The organism is Pseudomonas sp. SJZ080, from assembly GCF_007828295.1.
In the GTDB taxonomy this organism is placed as follows: domain Bacteria; phylum Pseudomonadota; class Gammaproteobacteria; order Pseudomonadales; family Pseudomonadaceae; genus Aquipseudomonas; species Aquipseudomonas migulae_A.
This window is the reverse complement of sequence record NZ_VIUK01000017.1, coordinates 51,894-66,337: the sequence shown is the minus strand read 5'-3', so window position 1 is coordinate 66,337 and position 14,444 is coordinate 51,894. Positions and strand designations below refer to the sequence as shown.

Here is a 14,444-nt window from a genome sequence, read left to right as displayed (position 1 = left end):
TCCTACAGGGGGGCATCATCAGGATCTAGGCGCGTACGCAAACACATCCGCGCGCATCTGATGAGCATCCATCCCGGCTTCAACCAGCGCATCCAGCGTGCCATACACCATGGCAGGAGAGCCGCTGGCATACACGTGCAAGGACTTCAGGTCCGGGAAATCCTCACACACCGCTTCATGCAGCATGCCGCAACGCCCGGGCCAGCCACATTGATCGCTGACGACCTTATGCAGGAACAGATTGGGCAATTTCAGCCACTCGTCCCAATGTTCGATTTCATAAAAGTCTTCGGGACGACGCACCCCCCAATACAGATGCACCGGATGCTTGAAGCCCGAGGCCCGGCAATGTTCGATCAGGCTGTGGATCTGGCCCATGCCCGTACCCGCGGCGATCAGCACCAACGGACCGTCCGGCAGTTCCGCCAAATGGGTGTCGCCGAATGGCATTTCGATCCGCACCATCGGGTTGCGTTGCAGCTGTTCGATCAGGCTCAGCGCACTGCTTTCGCGCGCCAGCACATGGATTTCCAGATCACGCCCCGCATGGGGGGCCGAGGCCAGGGAAAAGGCGGACTTTTCGCCGTTTTCACGCTCGATCAACAGGTACTGACCGGCGTGATAACGCGGTGGCTTGCCGGCCGGTGCTCGCAGACGCACACGCCAGGTATCGCCGCCGACGTCCCCGCACTCAATGACCTGGCATGACAAGCTGCGCACCGGCAATTCTCCCAGCGCGAGCACGCCATCCCACAGCACGATGCAGTCTTCCAGCGGCTCTGCTATGCAAGTGTAGAACTCGCCATGGTCGCGCACACCGCCTTCCTGTTCGACCCGCCCTTCCACCAGCAGCGCGGCGCACACGTGGCAATTGCCGTTGCGGCAGCTTTGCGGGCATTCATAGCCCAGACGCCGTGCGCCATCGAGAATCCGCTCGCCGGGCAGAATCTCAAGCACCGCTCCGGAGGGCTGCAAGGTTACACGCATCAATCTATTCCTAACTGATTCCAGATGGCATCGATCCGCTGGGTCACGGCATCATCCTTGACGATCACCCGGCCCCACTCGCGAGTGGTTTCGCCAGGCCATTTATGCGTGGCATCGAGCCCCATCTTCGAACCCAGGCCGGAGACCGGCGAGGCAAAGTCGAGGTAGTCGATCGGCGTGTTGTCGATCATCACCGTGTCGCGCTTGGGGTCCATGCGCGTGGTGATGGCCCAGATCACGTCGTTCCAGTCCCGTGCGTTGATATCGTCGTCCGTGACAATAACGAACTTGGTGTACATGAACTGTCGCAAAAACGACCAGACACCGAGCATTACCCGCTTGGCATGGCCGGGATACGACTTCTTCATGGTCACGATGGCCATGCGGTACGAGCAGCCTTCGGGCGGCAGGTAGAAGTCGGTGATCTCCGGGAACTGCTTCTGCAGGATCGGCACGAACACTTCGTTCAGTGCCACGCCGAGGATCGCCGGCTCATCCGGCGGACGGCCGGTGTAAGTGCTGTGGTAGATCGGTTTGATCCGATGGGTGATGCGCTCGACGGTGAACACCGGGAAACTGTCGACTTCGTTGTAGTAACCGGTGTGATCGCCGTATGGACCTTCGTCGGCCATTTCGCCCGGATGAATCACGCCTTCGAGGATGATTTCGGCGGTGGCCGGCACTTGCAGGTCATTGCCGCGGCACTTCACCAGTTCGGTGCGGTTACCGCGCAGAAGACCAGCGAAAGCGTATTCGGAAAGACTGTCCGGCACCGGCGTCACGGCGCCGAGGATAGTTGCCGGGTCAGCGCCGAGCGCCACGGACACCGGGAACGGCTGGCCGGGGTGTTTCTCGCACCACTCGCGGTAATCCAGCGCGCCGCCACGGTGGCTCAGCCAGCGCATGATGACCTTGTTGCGCCCGATCACTTGCTGGCGGTAGATGCCGAGGTTCTGGCGGTCCTTGTTCGGACCTTTGGTGACGGTCAGCCCCCAAGTGATCAGCGGGGCGACGTCGCCGGGCCAGCAGGTCTGCACCGGCAGTATCGCGAGGTCGACGTCGTCGCCTTCGATGACCACTTCCTGGCACACCGCGTCTTTGACGACCTTGGGCGCCATGGCGATGATCTTGCGGAAGATCGGCAGCTTGGACCAGGCGTCTTTCAGGCCTTTCGGTGGCTCGGGTTCCTTGAGAAACGCCAGCAGCTTGCCGATCTCGCGCAGTTCGCTGACCGCTTCGGCGCCCATGCCCATGGCGACCCGCTCCGGGGTGCCGAACAGGTTGCCAAGCACCGGAATGTCATAGCCGGTGGGGTTCTCGAACAACAGTGCCGGGCCTTTGGCCCGTAGCGTGCGGTCGCAGACTTCCGTCATCTCCAGCACTGGAGAGACGGGAATCTGGATGCGTTTCAACTCTCCGCGCTGCTCAAGTTGCTGCACGAAATCCCGAAGGTCCTTGAATTTCATTGAAGATGCCACCCCGAAAATAGGCGTACATCCTACCTGCTCTGGCGTTAAAACAGCACGATCAATTGTGATTTGCACCCAGCAGCATCGGCGTAAACAGCGGGCTCAGTCGGGCGCTGCCAGTGTCCGAAAGATGGTCCTCATCCTTGTACTTCGAATGACCATTGACCTCGATGCTGCAGACTTGGTCCGCACACATCAGTGGCGTTGGATCAATGACATGCACACCAGGGTCGGCGGCGCTCATCGAATCGAACAAGCGGCTGAGAAAATGCTGGCGAGCCAGGTGCTCTTCGAGCGGCCGCCCCAGTCCGTCGGCGGAACGCCCGATCCGGGCCAGGCTCGTCAATCGGCTGATCGCACCCTTGCGCTGCAGCGGTACTTCCTTGAACAGCCAGACTTGCGCGCCCGCGGCCCTGATCGCCGCCACCCGCGCTTCGATCGCCAAGGCCATGCGCGCCTCGGCCTGGGCCGTATTGTCGTGGGCGTTGAGTAAGACCTTTTTATCGCCGTCTTCACGCCCGTAAACGTAAAGACTCCAGTTGGATGCCAGCACCACATCCTTGATCTGCAGGCGACGAACCTGCTCCATGGTCTGTTCGTTGAAGTCCTTGCAGCGCTGGCGCGGGTCATCGCTGAGGATCGGCGGGCAGGCGCTCATGCTGTAAAGCCACACCGGGCGCCCCTCACGCTTGGCACCACTTTCGATCGCCGGCATCAGCGCCGCAGCGTGGCTGTCACCCCAGACCAGTCGGGTCGCCGGGACCTCTGGGTTGCCACCGAGCAGACAAGCCTTGTCGAATTTCTTGTCCTTGGTCACCAGCATGCATTTCATCTGCCCGGCCTGCCATTCCCGAGCCTGCGCATATTCCAGCGCTTTGCCGGTCAGACGTTGAGGGAAGCCCTCTTGCGAACGCACGACGGAACCCGTCACCGCGAGGACAGCCATCGCTATCAAGCCGCCGACCAGCACGGGCTTGCGTCCGGCCAGCAGGCGCTTTTCACGGAACGGCAACTCGACGAAGCGCCAGCTCAACCAGGCCAGGCCCAGCGCCAGCAACATCCAGCCAGCAGCCTCCCAGGGCTGAATACCATCGATGGAAATGGCATTGGCGTAGACGTAGACCGGCCAGTGCCACAGATACAAGGAATAGGAAAGTAAACCGATCCAGACAAAAACACGCGCACTCAACAGCTGGCCGGCCCAGGTCGAACCCTGGCCGCCCGACCAGATCAGCGCGGTGGCACCGAGTACCGGCAACAACGCGGCCCAGCCTGGAAACACCGTACCCCGGTCAAACGTGAACACCGCCAGTAGAACAGCCCCCAACCCGGCCGCACCCACAGACTGGGCGAGCCAGGGTCGAACAGCGTGCTTGCGCGCTGGCAGAACCGCGAGCATGGCCCCGCACAACAACTCCCAGGCACGCGTTGGCAGCGAGAAGAACGCCACGTCGGGTTTGCGCTCGATATAGGCGATGTTCAGCCCGAAAGAGATCAACAACACAGCAAACAGCATCCAGCGCCAATGGCGAACATGGCGCATCAACAACACCATCAGCAGCGGAAAGAAGATGTAGTACTGCTCTTCAACGGCCAGGGACCAGGTATGAAGCAACGGTTTCAAATCCGACGCGGGTTGGAAGTAACCGTCTTCGCGCATGAACAGAATGTTTGAAATGAACAGCGACTGATAACGAACCGTCCTTCCCAGCTCGGAGAAGTCCTTGGCCGTCAGCAACAACCAGCCGAGTGCCAACGTCACCAATAGCACCACGCTTAGTGCCGGAATGATGCGTCGGGCGCGCCGCGCCCAGAAATCGACGAAGCTGAAACGCTGCGCGCTGATGTCGCGGAACAGGATGCTGGTAATCAGGAATCCGGAAATGACAAAGAAAACATCAACACCGACGAAGCCACCGCTGAACGTGCTGAAACCGAAGTGAAAGAGCACGACCGGAATAACGGCCAGAGCCCGCAAGCCGTCAATGTCACGGCGACTGCCAAATGTGTGCATAACATCCCTTGTCGTATCTGATACAAAAACGATCCGAAAGGGACATCGTGGCGGCATGAAAGTTATCAATCAAGACACAAATCTCATGCACAAAAAAAAAGCGCCCGGTTAGGGACGCTTTCTTTGCAGCGGACTGCGTGTTACTTGCGTTTCATCGACAGGAAGAACTCGTCGTTGGTCTTGGTCGTTTTCAGCTTGTCGACCAGGAACTCGATGGCGGCGATTTCGTCCATCGGGTGCAGCAGCTTGCGCAGGATCCACATGCGCTGCAACTCGTCGTCGGCGGTCAGCAACTCTTCGCGGCGGGTGCCGGAACGGTTGATGTTGATGGCCGGGAAGACACGTTTTTCAGCGATACGACGATCCAGCGGCAGTTCCATGTTGCCCGTGCCTTTGAATTCTTCGTAGATCACTTCGTCCATCTTCGAGCCGGTTTCAACCAGCGCGGTGGCGATGATGGTCAGCGAGCCGCCTTCTTCGATGTTCCGTGCAGCACCGAAGAAACGTTTCGGTTTCTCCAGGGCGTGGGCATCGACACCACCGGTGAGCACTTTGCCGGAGCTCGGGATCACGGTGTTGTAGGCACGAGCCAGACGGGTGATGGAGTCGAGCAGGATCACCACGTCTTTCTTGTGTTCGACCAGGCGCTTGGCCTTCTCGATCACCATTTCGGCAACCTGCACGTGGCGGGTCGGCGGCTCGTCGAACGTCGAGGCAACCACTTCGCCACGCACGGTGCGCTGCATTTCGGTCACTTCTTCCGGACGCTCGTCGATCAGCAATACGATCAGGTGAACTTCAGGGTTGTTACGTGCGATGTTCGCCGCGATGTTCTGCAGCATGATCGTTTTACCGGCTTTCGGCGGTGCAACGATCAGACCGCGCTGGCCTTTGCCGATCGGAGCGCACAGGTCGATGACACGACCGGTCAAGTCTTCGGTGGAACCGTTACCGGCTTCCATCTTCATGCGCACAGTCGGGAACAGCGGGGTCAGGTTCTCGAAGAGAATCTTGTTTTTCGCGTTCTCGGGACGATCGTAGTTGATCGTGTCGACCTTGAGCAGCGCGAAATAACGCTCGCCTTCCTTCGGAGGGCGGATCTTGCCAACTATGGTGTCACCGGTGCGCAAGTTGAATCGGCGGATCTGGCTCGGCGAGACGTAGATATCGTCCGGGCCGGCGAGATAGGAAGCGTCAGCGGAGCGCAGGAAGCCGAAGCCGTCCTGGAGAATCTCCAGCACGCCATCACCGGAGATTTCCTCGCCGCTTTTAGCGTGCTTTTTGAGCAGGGAGAAAATCACGTCCTGCTTGCGCGAACGGGCCATATTTTCTATGCCCATCTGTTCGGCCAATTCGAGCAGTTCGGTAATCGGCTTTTGCTTGAGTTCAGTCAGATTCATATAGGAATGACGTAATCATTTATGGAGGGGGGGAAATTAAGCTTTTGGCTTAATGAGGCCGCGCCGCAGAGAAGGCGACAGGATCGCGTACTTATTCGAAAAGGAGTGCGTCGGCGACGGCTAGCAGGGGGCAGTGGAGAAACCAGTGCGGGGCCGAATGTAACACCTGAGTTTCGGAGCGTCTAGCCCTCAATAACGAAAAAGCCCCGCAATATGCGGGGCCTTTTTTCGGACACTTTACAAACGACGCTTAGATGTTGGCGTCGAGGAAAGCAGCCAGTTGCGACTTCGACAGTGCGCCGACCTTGGTCGCTTCAACGTTGCCGTTCTTGAACAGCATCAGGGTCGGGATACCACGCACGCCATGCTTGGCCGGGGTTTCCTGGTTTTCGTCGATGTTCAGTTTGGCAACGGTCAGCTTGCCTTTGTAGGTTTCAGCAATCTCGTCCAGAACAGGAGCGATCATTTTGCAAGGGCCGCACCATTCAGCCCAGTAGTCGACCAGTACAGCGCCTTCGGCCTTGAGTACGTCGGCCTCGAAGCTAGCGTCGCTAACGTGTTTGATAAGATCGCTGCTCATGGAAGTCTCCAGGTTGTAAGCAAAAAAACGTGGCCCATCATAGCCGCCCTTCCTTCGTTCAGGAAGGTGCAGATGATTGAGTCTCGCTATGGTGGTGCATGAGTTTGGGTATAGCTCAAGTCAGGACGTGGCGGGAGCGACGAAGGCAATGCCGGTACGCAGGGCGGCGTTGCGCACATGTTCGTGCATGGCCTTCTGCGCCGCGCCGGACGAGCGCCGGGCCAGCGCGCGGAGGATTTTGCGATGCTCCTGCCAGGTTTCCATGGCCCGCTCTGCCCGGATGAACGGTAGCTTCTGGCTTTCCAGAAAGATGTCGGCGCTGGCGCTGAGAATGCTCAGCATCGCCTGATTGCCGCTGGCCAGCAGGATGCGCCGGTGAAATTCGAAGTCCAGGCGTGCCGCCGCCTCAAAATCGCCAACCTTCAATTCATTGCGCATCGCGGCGACGTTGTCCTCCAAAGCATCGAGCTCATCGGTGCTCAAGGTCACGGCAGCGAGACCGGCGGCAAAACCTTCAAGGGCATAACGCAACTGGAAGATATCCAGCGGCGAAGCCTGGGCCGCGAAGGGCCAGCCCGGTGCCGCATCGGATCGAGGCAATTCCACCGGCGCCTGCACGAACACGCCCTTGCCCGGCTGAATGCTGATCACACCCAACGCACTCAATGACGACAACGCCTCCCGCAACGACGCCCGGCTCACCCCCAACTGCACCGCCAGGTCGCGTTGCGAGGGCAAGGCATCCCCCGGCCCGAAACCTTGCTCGGTGATCAGTTTGCGGATGGCTTGCAGCGCCACTTCAGGTACGGCTCGAGAGATCGAGTTCATGGTTTTCAGATGAACCAGGCGAATGAGCGGCTAGTTTTAAAGCTATTCGTGGCGCCCGGCAAGTCGTGCCCCACTGGGGTTCGGCGAGGGTCGAAGATGCGCTATCGGAGTGCGTAACGCGGCGCGACTGTTCAGACCAGTAAGACCGTACAACGCCAGCAAAACCGTGGCTTAGCACCGCTAAAACCCGATGTTGGCATGGCCCGTGCTCTGTCGATCCGCAGAATTCTTTCCTCGCCGATCCGGAGATTTGCCATGACCCTGCGTTACAGCGCCCTCCTCGCTTCACTGTTTGCCAGCCTGATGCTGAGCCAGATGCCCGCCCACGCCGATGGCCTGGAGGAGGTGGTCAAACGCGGCGTCCTCAAGGTGGCCGTGCCTCAGGACTTCCCGCCGTTCGGCTCGGTCGGCCCGGACATGAAACCCCGCGGCCTCGATATCGACACCGCGAAACTGCTGGCCGACCAGCTCAAGGTCAAACTCGAACTGACGCCGGTCAACAGCACCAACCGCATCCCGTTCCTCACCACCGGCAAAGTGGATCTGGTGATTTCCAGCCTCGGCAAGAACCCCGAACGCGAGAAAGTCATCGACTTCTCCAGCGCCTACGCACCGTTCTACCTCGCCGTGTTCGGTCCGCCGGATGCCGATATCAAAGGCCTGGACGACCTCAAGGGCAAAACCGTCAGCGTCACCCGTGGCGCCATCGAAGACATCGAGCTGACCAAAGTCGCGCCTGAAGGCGTGACCATCAAGCGCTTCGAGGACAATAACTCGACCATCGCCGCCTACCTCGCCGGCCAGGTCGACCTGATCGCCAGCGGCAACGTGGTGATGGTGGCGATCAGTGAGAAAAACCCGAAACGCGTGCCGGCATTGAAAGTGAAACTCAAGGATTCGCCGGTCTACGTGGGCGTGAACAAGAACGAGCCGGCGCTGCTGGGCAAGGTCAACCAGATCCTCGCCACTGCCAAGACCGACGGTGCGCTGGAAAAGAATTCACAGACCTGGCTCAAAGAGCCACTGCCGGCCGATCTCTGATCGTCGCTCGGGAGACTTGATATGTCTTATCAGTTCGACTTCATACCGGTGGTGCAAAACACCGACCTGCTGCTGCGCGGTGCGCTGTTCACCCTTGAGCTGACGGCCATCGGCGCGGTGCTCGGCGTGGGCCTGGGCATCGTCGGGGCGCTGGTGCGGGCCTGGAATATCCGCCCGTTCTCGGCGATTTTCGGGGTCTACGTCGAGTTGATCCGCAACACACCGTTTCTGGTGCAGCTGTTTTTCATTTTCTTCGGTTTGCCATCGCTGGGCCTGCAGATTTCCGAATGGCAGGCGGCGGTGCTGGCGATGGTGATCAACCTCGGGGCTTACTCCACCGAGATCATCCGCGCCGGCATCCAGGCGATTCCCCGCGGACAACTGGAAGCCGCTGCGGCGTTGGCGATGACCCGGTTCGAAGCCTTCCGCCACGTGATCCTGCTGCCAGCGCTGGGCAAAGTGTGGCCGGCGTTGAGCAGCCAGATCATCATCGTCATGCTCGGCTCGGCGGTCTGTTCGCAGATCGCCACCGAAGAGCTGAGTTTTGCCGCCAACTTCATTCAGTCGCGCAACTTTCGCGCCTTTGAAACCTACGCCCTGACCACGTTGCTTTACCTGTGCATGGCGCTGCTGATCCGCCAATTGCTGAACTGGATCGGCCGTCGATACATAGCGAGGAGTGGCCAATGAGCGATTTCACCTTCTGGGACGTCGTACGCAACCTGCTCACGGGCCTGCAATGGACGCTGGCGCTGTCGCTGGTGGCGTTTATCGGCGGCGGGTTGATCGGCTTGCTGATCATGGTCATGCGCATTTCAAAGAAAGCCCTGCCGCGCAGTTTCGCCCGCACCTACATCGAGTTGTTCCAGGGCACGCCACTGCTGATGCAGTTGTTTCTGGTTTTTTTCGGTGTGGCATTGGCCGGCCTGGAGATTTCGCCATGGATGGCGGCAGCGATTGCCCTGACGCTGTTCACCAGCGCTTACCTGGCGGAAATCTGGCGCGGTTGCGTCGAGTCGATCCCTCATGGTCAGTGGGAAGCCTCGTCAAGCCTGGCACTCAACCCGCTGGAGCAATTGCGTTACGTGATCCTGCCGCAAGCCTTGCGCATCGCCGTGGCGCCCACCGTGGGTTTCTCGGTGCAAGTGGTCAAAGGCACTGCCGTCACGTCGATCATCGGTTTTACCGAGCTGACCAAGACCGGCGGCATGCTCGCCAACGCGACGTTCGAACCGTTCATGGTCTACGGCCTCGTGGCCCTCGGCTATTTCCTGCTCTGCTACCCCTTGTCCCTCAGTGCGCGCTACCTGGAAAGGAGACTGCATGCCTCTGCTTAGAATTTCCGCCCTGCATAAATATTACGGCGACCACCATGTGCTCAAAGGCATCGACCTCAGCGTCGAGGAAGGCCAGGTGGTGGCGATCATCGGCCGCAGCGGCTCGGGCAAATCGACGTTGCTGCGCACGTTGAACGGTCTGGAGTCGATCAACGACGGCGTGATCGAGGTCGACGGCGAATACCTCGATGCCGCCCGCGCCGACTTGCGCAGTCTGCGACAGAAGGTCGGGATGGTGTTTCAGCAGTTCAACCTGTTCCCGCACCTGACCGTAGGCGAAAACGTGATGCTCGCGCCCCAGGTGGTGCAAAAAGTGCCCAAGGCCAAAGCGGCGGAGTTGGCGCGGGAGATGCTGGAGAGGGTCGGGCTCGGGGAGAAGTTTGATGCGTTCCCGGATCGACTGTCCGGCGGGCAACAACAGCGGGTGGCAATTGCCCGAGCGCTGGCGATGTCGCCGAAGGTGTTGCTATGCGACGAGATCACCTCGGCGCTGGACCCGGAATTGGTCAATGAGGTGCTGAGCGTGGTCCGGCAACTGGCCAAAGAAGGCATGACATTGATCATGGTCACCCATGAAATGCGCTTTGCCCGGGAGGTTGGGGATAAGTTGGTGTTCATGCACCTGGGGAAGGTGCATGAGGTGGGGGATCCGAAGATTTTGTTCGCGAATCCGCAGACGGCGGAGTTGGCGAATTTCATCGGGACGGTCGAGGCGACAGCCTGAAAGATCTTCAATACCTGTGAGGCCGTCTTCGCGAGCAAGCCCGCTCCCACAGTTGGCCGCGTCCGTCGGGATAACTCGGTCAACTGTGGGAGCGGGCTTGCTCGCGAAGAGGCCATCAGCGGCACTGCACATGCTCCCGCGCCAAAAGATCGCAGGTTCCAATAACGCCTACGCGTTGGCGTCAGCCTTTGATCGTGGCACGATGTCCGGGTTATCGACCGAGACCCCCTGACCATGCCGCAATCCCAAGCCAAGAATCTGTCCCTGATCGCCGCAATCGACCTGGGCTCCAACAGCTTTCACATGGTCGTGGCCAAGGCCCAGAACGGCGAAATCCGTATTCTCGAGCGTCTCGGGGAGAAGGTTCAGCTGGCCGCCGGCATCGACGAAGAGCGCAAGCTCAGCGAAGAATCCATGCAGCGCGGGCTCGATTGTCTCAAGCGCTTCGCCCAACTGATCAACGGTATGCCCCAGGGCGCCGTACGGATCGTCGGCACCAACGCCCTGCGTGAAGCCCGTAACCGCAATGAATTCATCCACCGCGCCGAAGAAATCCTCGGCCACCCGGTGGAAGTTATCTCCGGTCGTGAAGAAGCGCGCCTGATCTATCTCGGCGTGTCGCACACCCTCGCCGACACGCCGGGCAAACGCCTGGTAGCCGACATTGGCGGCGGCAGTACCGAATTCATTATCGGCCAGCGCTTCGAGCCACTGCTGCGCGAAAGCCTGCAAATGGGCTGCGTCAGTTACACCCAGCGCTATTTCAAGGACGGCAAGATCACTCCGGCGCGCTACGCCCAGGCCTACACAGCGGCGCGGCTGGAGATCATGAGCATCGAACACGCCCTGCACCGCCTGACCTGGGATGAAGCCATCGGCTCCTCGGGCACCATCCGTGCCATTGGCCTGGCGCTGAAGGCCGGCGGTCATGGCACGGGCGAGGTCAACGCCCAGGGCCTGGCGTGGCTCAAGCGCAAGTTGATCAAACTCGGCGACGTCGAGAAAATCGACTTCGAGGGCATCAAGCCTGATCGCCGGGCGATTTTCCCGGCGGGCCTGGCAATTCTTGAAGCGATCTTCGATGCCCTCGAACTCCAGCGCATGGACCACTGTGAAGGCGCGCTGCGCGAAGGCGTGCTCTATGACCTGCTGGGCCGTCATCATCATGAAGACGTCCGTGAACGCACGCTCAGCTCGCTGATGGAGCGTTATCACGTCGATCTGGAACAAGCGGCACGGGTCGAGCGCAAGGCGCTGCATGCCTTCGATCAGGTGGCCGAGGATTGGGATCTGGATGACGGCGTCTGGCGCGAGTTGCTGGGCTGGGCCGCCAAGGTCCATGAAGTGGGCCTGGACATCGCTCACTATCAGTATCACAAACACGGCTCGTACTTGATCGAGCATTCGGACCTGGCCGGGTTCTCCCGCGAAGACCAACTGATGCTTGCGCTACTGGTGCGTGGCCACCGTCGCAATATTCCCAAGGACCGGTTTGCCGATTTTGGCGACGACGGCATCAAGCTGATTCGCCTTTGCGTGCTGCTGCGCTTTGCGATCCTGTTCCATCACATCCGCGGCACCCAGGAAATGCCTCAGGTGGTGCTGCACGCCAATGGCCACAGCCTGGACGTGCAGTTCCCGGAAAACTGGCTGGACGAAAACCAGCTGACCCAGGCTGACTTCGCCCTGGAGGCAGAATGGCTGACTCGGGTGGGGTTCGTCCTTAACGTCCGTTAAACACGGTGGCGAGGGAACTTGCTCCCTCGCCACAGGTTACTCAGGCGGAACTAAAAAAAATGGCGATCCACAGGGATCGCCATTTTTTTATGCAGCGTGTGGGTTAACGCACGGCCAGGATTGGACTGCCCAACCGCTCCAGCAACGTGGCCTGCGCACTGCGCGGGTTCTGGTTGCCGGTCGGTGTGTTGCGGATGTAACGACCATCCGCCTGCAGGCTCCAGCTGTGAGTGTTATCGGTGAGATAAAGCTCCAGCTCCTTCTTGACCCGCATGATCAGTTTCTTGCCTTCCACCGGGAAGCAAGTCTCGACGCGCTTGTCGAGGTTGCGCTCCATCCAGTCGGCACTGGACAGGAACATCTGCTCGTCACCGCCATTGAGGAAGTAGAAGACCCGCGTGTGCTCCAGGAAGCGACCGATGATCGAGCGCACATGGATATTGTGCGAAACCCCGGCGATGCCCGGACGCAGGCAGCACATGCCACGCACCACCAGATCGATGCGCACGCCCGACTGGCTGGCCTTGTACAACGCACGGATGATCTTCGGATCGGTCAGCGAGTTGAACTTGGCGATGATGTGCGCCGGCTTGCCCTCGAGGGCGAACTGGGTCTCGCGGGCAATCATGTCGAGCATGCCCTTCTTCAGCGTGAACGGCGCGTGCAGCAGCTTCTTCATGCGCAAGGTTTTACCCATGCCGATCAGCTGGCTGAACAGTTTGCCGACGTCTTCGCACAAGGCGTCGTCCGAGGTCAGCAAGCTGTAGTCGGTATACAGACGAGCGTTGGCGGCGTGGTAGTTACCCGTCCCCAAATGCGCGTAACGCACAATCTCGCCAGCCTCGCGACGCAGGATCAGCATCATCTTGGCGTGGGTCTTGAAGCCGACCACACCGTAGATCACCACCGCACCGGCCGCTTGCAGACGGCTGGCCAGTTGCAGGTTGGACTCTTCGTCGAACCGCGCGCGCAATTCGATCACCGCAGTGACTTCCTTGCCGTTACGCGCCGCATCAACCAGCGCATCAACGATTTCCGAGTTGGCACCGGAGCGGTACAGCGTCTGGCGGACCGCCAATACGTGCGGGTCCTTTGCAGCCTGGCGCAACAAATCGACAACTGGCGTAAACGACTCGAACGGGTGCAGCAGCAGGATGTCCTGCTTGCTGATCACGCTGAAAATGTTCTCGCTGTTCTGCAGCAGTTTCGGGATCTGCGGAGTGAACGGCAGGTATTGCAGATCGCGCTGACTGTCGAGGCCGGTGATGCTGAACAGGCGGGTCAGGTTGACCGGGCCGTTGACCTGGTACAACTCGGTCTCGTGCAGGTTGAACTGCTTGAGCAAATAGTCGGACAGGTGTTTCGGGCAGGTGTCGGCCACTTCCAGCCGCACCGCATCACCGTAACGACGGGAGAACAACTCGCCGCGCAGCGCGCGGGCCAGGTCTTCCACGTCTTCGGTGTCGACGGCAAGGTCGGCGTTTCGGGTCAGGCGGAACTGGTAGCAGCCCTTGACCTTCATGCCCTGGAACAAGTCATCGGCGTGCGCATGGATCATCGACGACAGGAATACATAATTGTCGCCAGGGCCGCCGACTTCTTCCGGCACCTTGATGATTCGCGGCAGCAGACGCGGTGCCGGGATAATCGCCAGACCGGAATCGCGACCGAAGGCGTCGATGCCTTCGAGCTCGACGATGAAGTTCAGACTCTTGTTCACCAGCAACGGGAACGGGTGCGTCGGGTCGAGGCCGATCGGAGTGATGATCGGCGCGATCTCGTCGCGGAAATAACGGCGAACCCAGGTCTTGAGCTTGGTGGTCCAGTAACGGCGACGGATGAAGCGGACCTGATGTTTCTCCAGTTCCGGCAACAGAATGTCATTGAGGATCGCGTACTGGCGGTCTACATAACCGTGCACCAGTTCGCTGATCCGGGCCAGGGCCTGGTGCGGTTGCAGACCATCGGCGCCGGCCTGTTCACGGGCGAAGGTGATCTGCTTCTTGAGGCCGGCCACACGAATTTCGAAGAACTCATCCAGGTTGCTGGAGAAAATCAGCAGGAACTTCAGCCGCTCCAGCAACGGGTAGGACTCATCCAGCGCCTGTTCCAGCACGCGGATGTTGAACTGCAGTTGCGAGAGCTCGCGATGGATGTACAGGCTGCTGTCATCCAGGCCAGGAACAACAATCGCTGGCGCCGCCGGCGCGGTTTCGACCACTACCGCGGGTGGAGCAGGCTCCAGCTCCGGCGGGGTTTCGGCGATTTGCTCCACCACGGGTTGAGCCTCTTGTACTGCAACTTCAGTGAGTCCTTCGGTATTCATC

General features: G+C 59.9%; 12 protein-coding genes. 5 read left to right on the top strand and 7 right to left on the bottom strand.

The annotated features are described in order from the left end of the window. Positions 1–18: 18 nt before the first annotated feature. The 6 genes from FBY04_RS21070 to FBY04_RS21045 form a co-directional block, all read right to left on the bottom strand. The gene (locus FBY04_RS21070) at positions 19–987 is read right to left on the bottom strand and encodes a CDP-6-deoxy-delta-3,4-glucoseen reductase (RefSeq protein WP_084320294.1); all 969 of its coding nucleotides are present in this window, start codon (positions 985–987) and stop codon (positions 19–21) included. After that, positions 987–2,453 carry a 4-hydroxy-3-polyprenylbenzoate decarboxylase gene (gene ubiD / locus FBY04_RS21065; protein WP_145316686.1) on the bottom strand — a complete coding sequence of 489 codons (1,467 nt, stop codon included), beginning with the start codon at positions 2,451–2,453 and terminating at the stop codon, positions 987–989. Before ubiD ends, FBY04_RS21070 begins: the two co-directional genes overlap by 1 nt. A gap of 61 nt (positions 2,454–2,514) precedes the next feature. Further along, positions 2,515–4,470 (bottom strand): acyltransferase family protein, encoded by a 1,956-nt coding sequence (locus FBY04_RS21060; protein WP_145316683.1) that lies wholly within the window; start codon positions 4,468–4,470, stop codon positions 2,515–2,517. Between the two features lie 140 nt (positions 4,471–4,610). After that, entirely contained in the window at positions 4,611–5,870 is a 1,260-nt protein-coding gene (gene rho / locus FBY04_RS21055; protein ID WP_007942421.1) for a transcription termination factor Rho, read from the bottom strand. A gap of 250 nt (positions 5,871–6,120) precedes the next feature. Further along, a complete protein-coding gene (gene trxA / locus FBY04_RS21050) occupies positions 6,121–6,450 on the bottom strand; it encodes a thioredoxin TrxA (protein WP_003206727.1) in 330 nt (109 codons plus the stop codon). A gap of 120 nt (positions 6,451–6,570) precedes the next feature. Further along, positions 6,571–7,278: a FadR/GntR family transcriptional regulator gene (locus FBY04_RS21045; protein WP_084320288.1), complete on the bottom strand. Its 708-nt coding sequence runs from the start codon at positions 7,276–7,278 to the stop codon at positions 6,571–6,573. 255 nt (positions 7,279–7,533) lie between these two features. On the opposite strand from FBY04_RS21045, the gene FBY04_RS21040 reads away from it, so the two are divergent. The 5 genes from FBY04_RS21040 (at position 7,534) to ppx (ending at position 12,117) form a co-directional block, all read left to right on the top strand. After that, on the top strand, positions 7,534–8,319 hold the full coding sequence (locus FBY04_RS21040; protein ID WP_084320286.1) for a transporter substrate-binding domain-containing protein: 786 nt from the start codon (positions 7,534–7,536) through the stop codon (positions 8,317–8,319). A gap of 21 nt (positions 8,320–8,340) precedes the next feature. Beyond that, a complete protein-coding gene (locus FBY04_RS21035; RefSeq protein WP_084320284.1) occupies positions 8,341–9,009 on the top strand; it encodes an amino acid ABC transporter permease in 669 nt (222 codons plus the stop codon). Beyond that, the gene (locus FBY04_RS21030) at positions 9,006–9,656 is read left to right on the top strand and encodes an amino acid ABC transporter permease (protein ID WP_084320282.1); all 651 of its coding nucleotides are present in this window, start codon (positions 9,006–9,008) and stop codon (positions 9,654–9,656) included. The genes FBY04_RS21035 and FBY04_RS21030 overlap by 4 nt, the downstream gene beginning before the upstream one ends. After that, entirely contained in the window at positions 9,643–10,380 is a 738-nt protein-coding gene (locus tag FBY04_RS21025; protein WP_145316681.1) for an amino acid ABC transporter ATP-binding protein, read from the top strand. The genes FBY04_RS21030 and FBY04_RS21025 overlap by 14 nt, the downstream gene beginning before the upstream one ends. Before the next feature lie 234 nt (positions 10,381–10,614). Beyond that, positions 10,615–12,117: an exopolyphosphatase gene (ppx, locus tag FBY04_RS21020; RefSeq protein WP_084320278.1), complete on the top strand. Its 1,503-nt coding sequence runs from the start codon at positions 10,615–10,617 to the stop codon at positions 12,115–12,117. 103 nt (positions 12,118–12,220) lie between these two features. On the opposite strand, the gene ppk1 is transcribed toward ppx, so the two are convergent. Then, a complete protein-coding gene (gene ppk1, locus FBY04_RS21015) occupies positions 12,221–14,443 on the bottom strand; it encodes a polyphosphate kinase 1 (RefSeq protein ID WP_084320276.1) in 2,223 nt (740 codons plus the stop codon). Position 14,444 lies beyond the last annotated feature (1 nt).

What these genes read in the sequence shown, in the direction of transcription:
- rho (WP_007942421.1), bottom strand. Translation starts at nt 5,870, where the DNA reads ATGAATCTGACTGAACTCAAGCAAAAGCCGATTACCGAACTGCTCGAA.
- ppk1 (WP_084320276.1), bottom strand. Translation starts at nt 14,443, where the DNA reads ATGAATACCGAAGGACTCACTGAAGTTGCAGTACAAGAGGCTCAACCC.
- FBY04_RS21060 (WP_145316683.1), bottom strand. Translation starts at nt 4,470, where the DNA reads ATGCACACATTTGGCAGTCGCCGTGACATTGACGGCTTGCGGGCTCTG.
- ubiD (WP_145316686.1), bottom strand. Translation starts at nt 2,453, where the DNA reads ATGAAATTCAAGGACCTTCGGGATTTCGTGCAGCAACTTGAGCAGCGC.
- FBY04_RS21070 (WP_084320294.1), bottom strand. Translation starts at nt 987, where the DNA reads ATGCGTGTAACCTTGCAGCCCTCCGGAGCGGTGCTTGAGATTCTGCCC.
- trxA (WP_003206727.1), bottom strand. Translation starts at nt 6,450, where the DNA reads ATGAGCAGCGATCTTATCAAACACGTTAGCGACGCTAGCTTCGAGGCC.
- FBY04_RS21035 (WP_084320284.1), top strand. Translation starts at nt 8,341, where the DNA reads ATGTCTTATCAGTTCGACTTCATACCGGTGGTGCAAAACACCGACCTG.
- FBY04_RS21030 (WP_084320282.1), top strand. Translation starts at nt 9,006, where the DNA reads ATGAGCGATTTCACCTTCTGGGACGTCGTACGCAACCTGCTCACGGGC.
- ppx (WP_084320278.1), top strand. Translation starts at nt 10,615, where the DNA reads ATGCCGCAATCCCAAGCCAAGAATCTGTCCCTGATCGCCGCAATCGAC.
- FBY04_RS21025 (WP_145316681.1), top strand. Translation starts at nt 9,643, where the DNA reads ATGCCTCTGCTTAGAATTTCCGCCCTGCATAAATATTACGGCGACCAC.
- FBY04_RS21040 (WP_084320286.1), top strand. Translation starts at nt 7,534, where the DNA reads ATGACCCTGCGTTACAGCGCCCTCCTCGCTTCACTGTTTGCCAGCCTG.
- FBY04_RS21045 (WP_084320288.1), bottom strand. Translation starts at nt 7,278, where the DNA reads ATGAACTCGATCTCTCGAGCCGTACCTGAAGTGGCGCTGCAAGCCATC.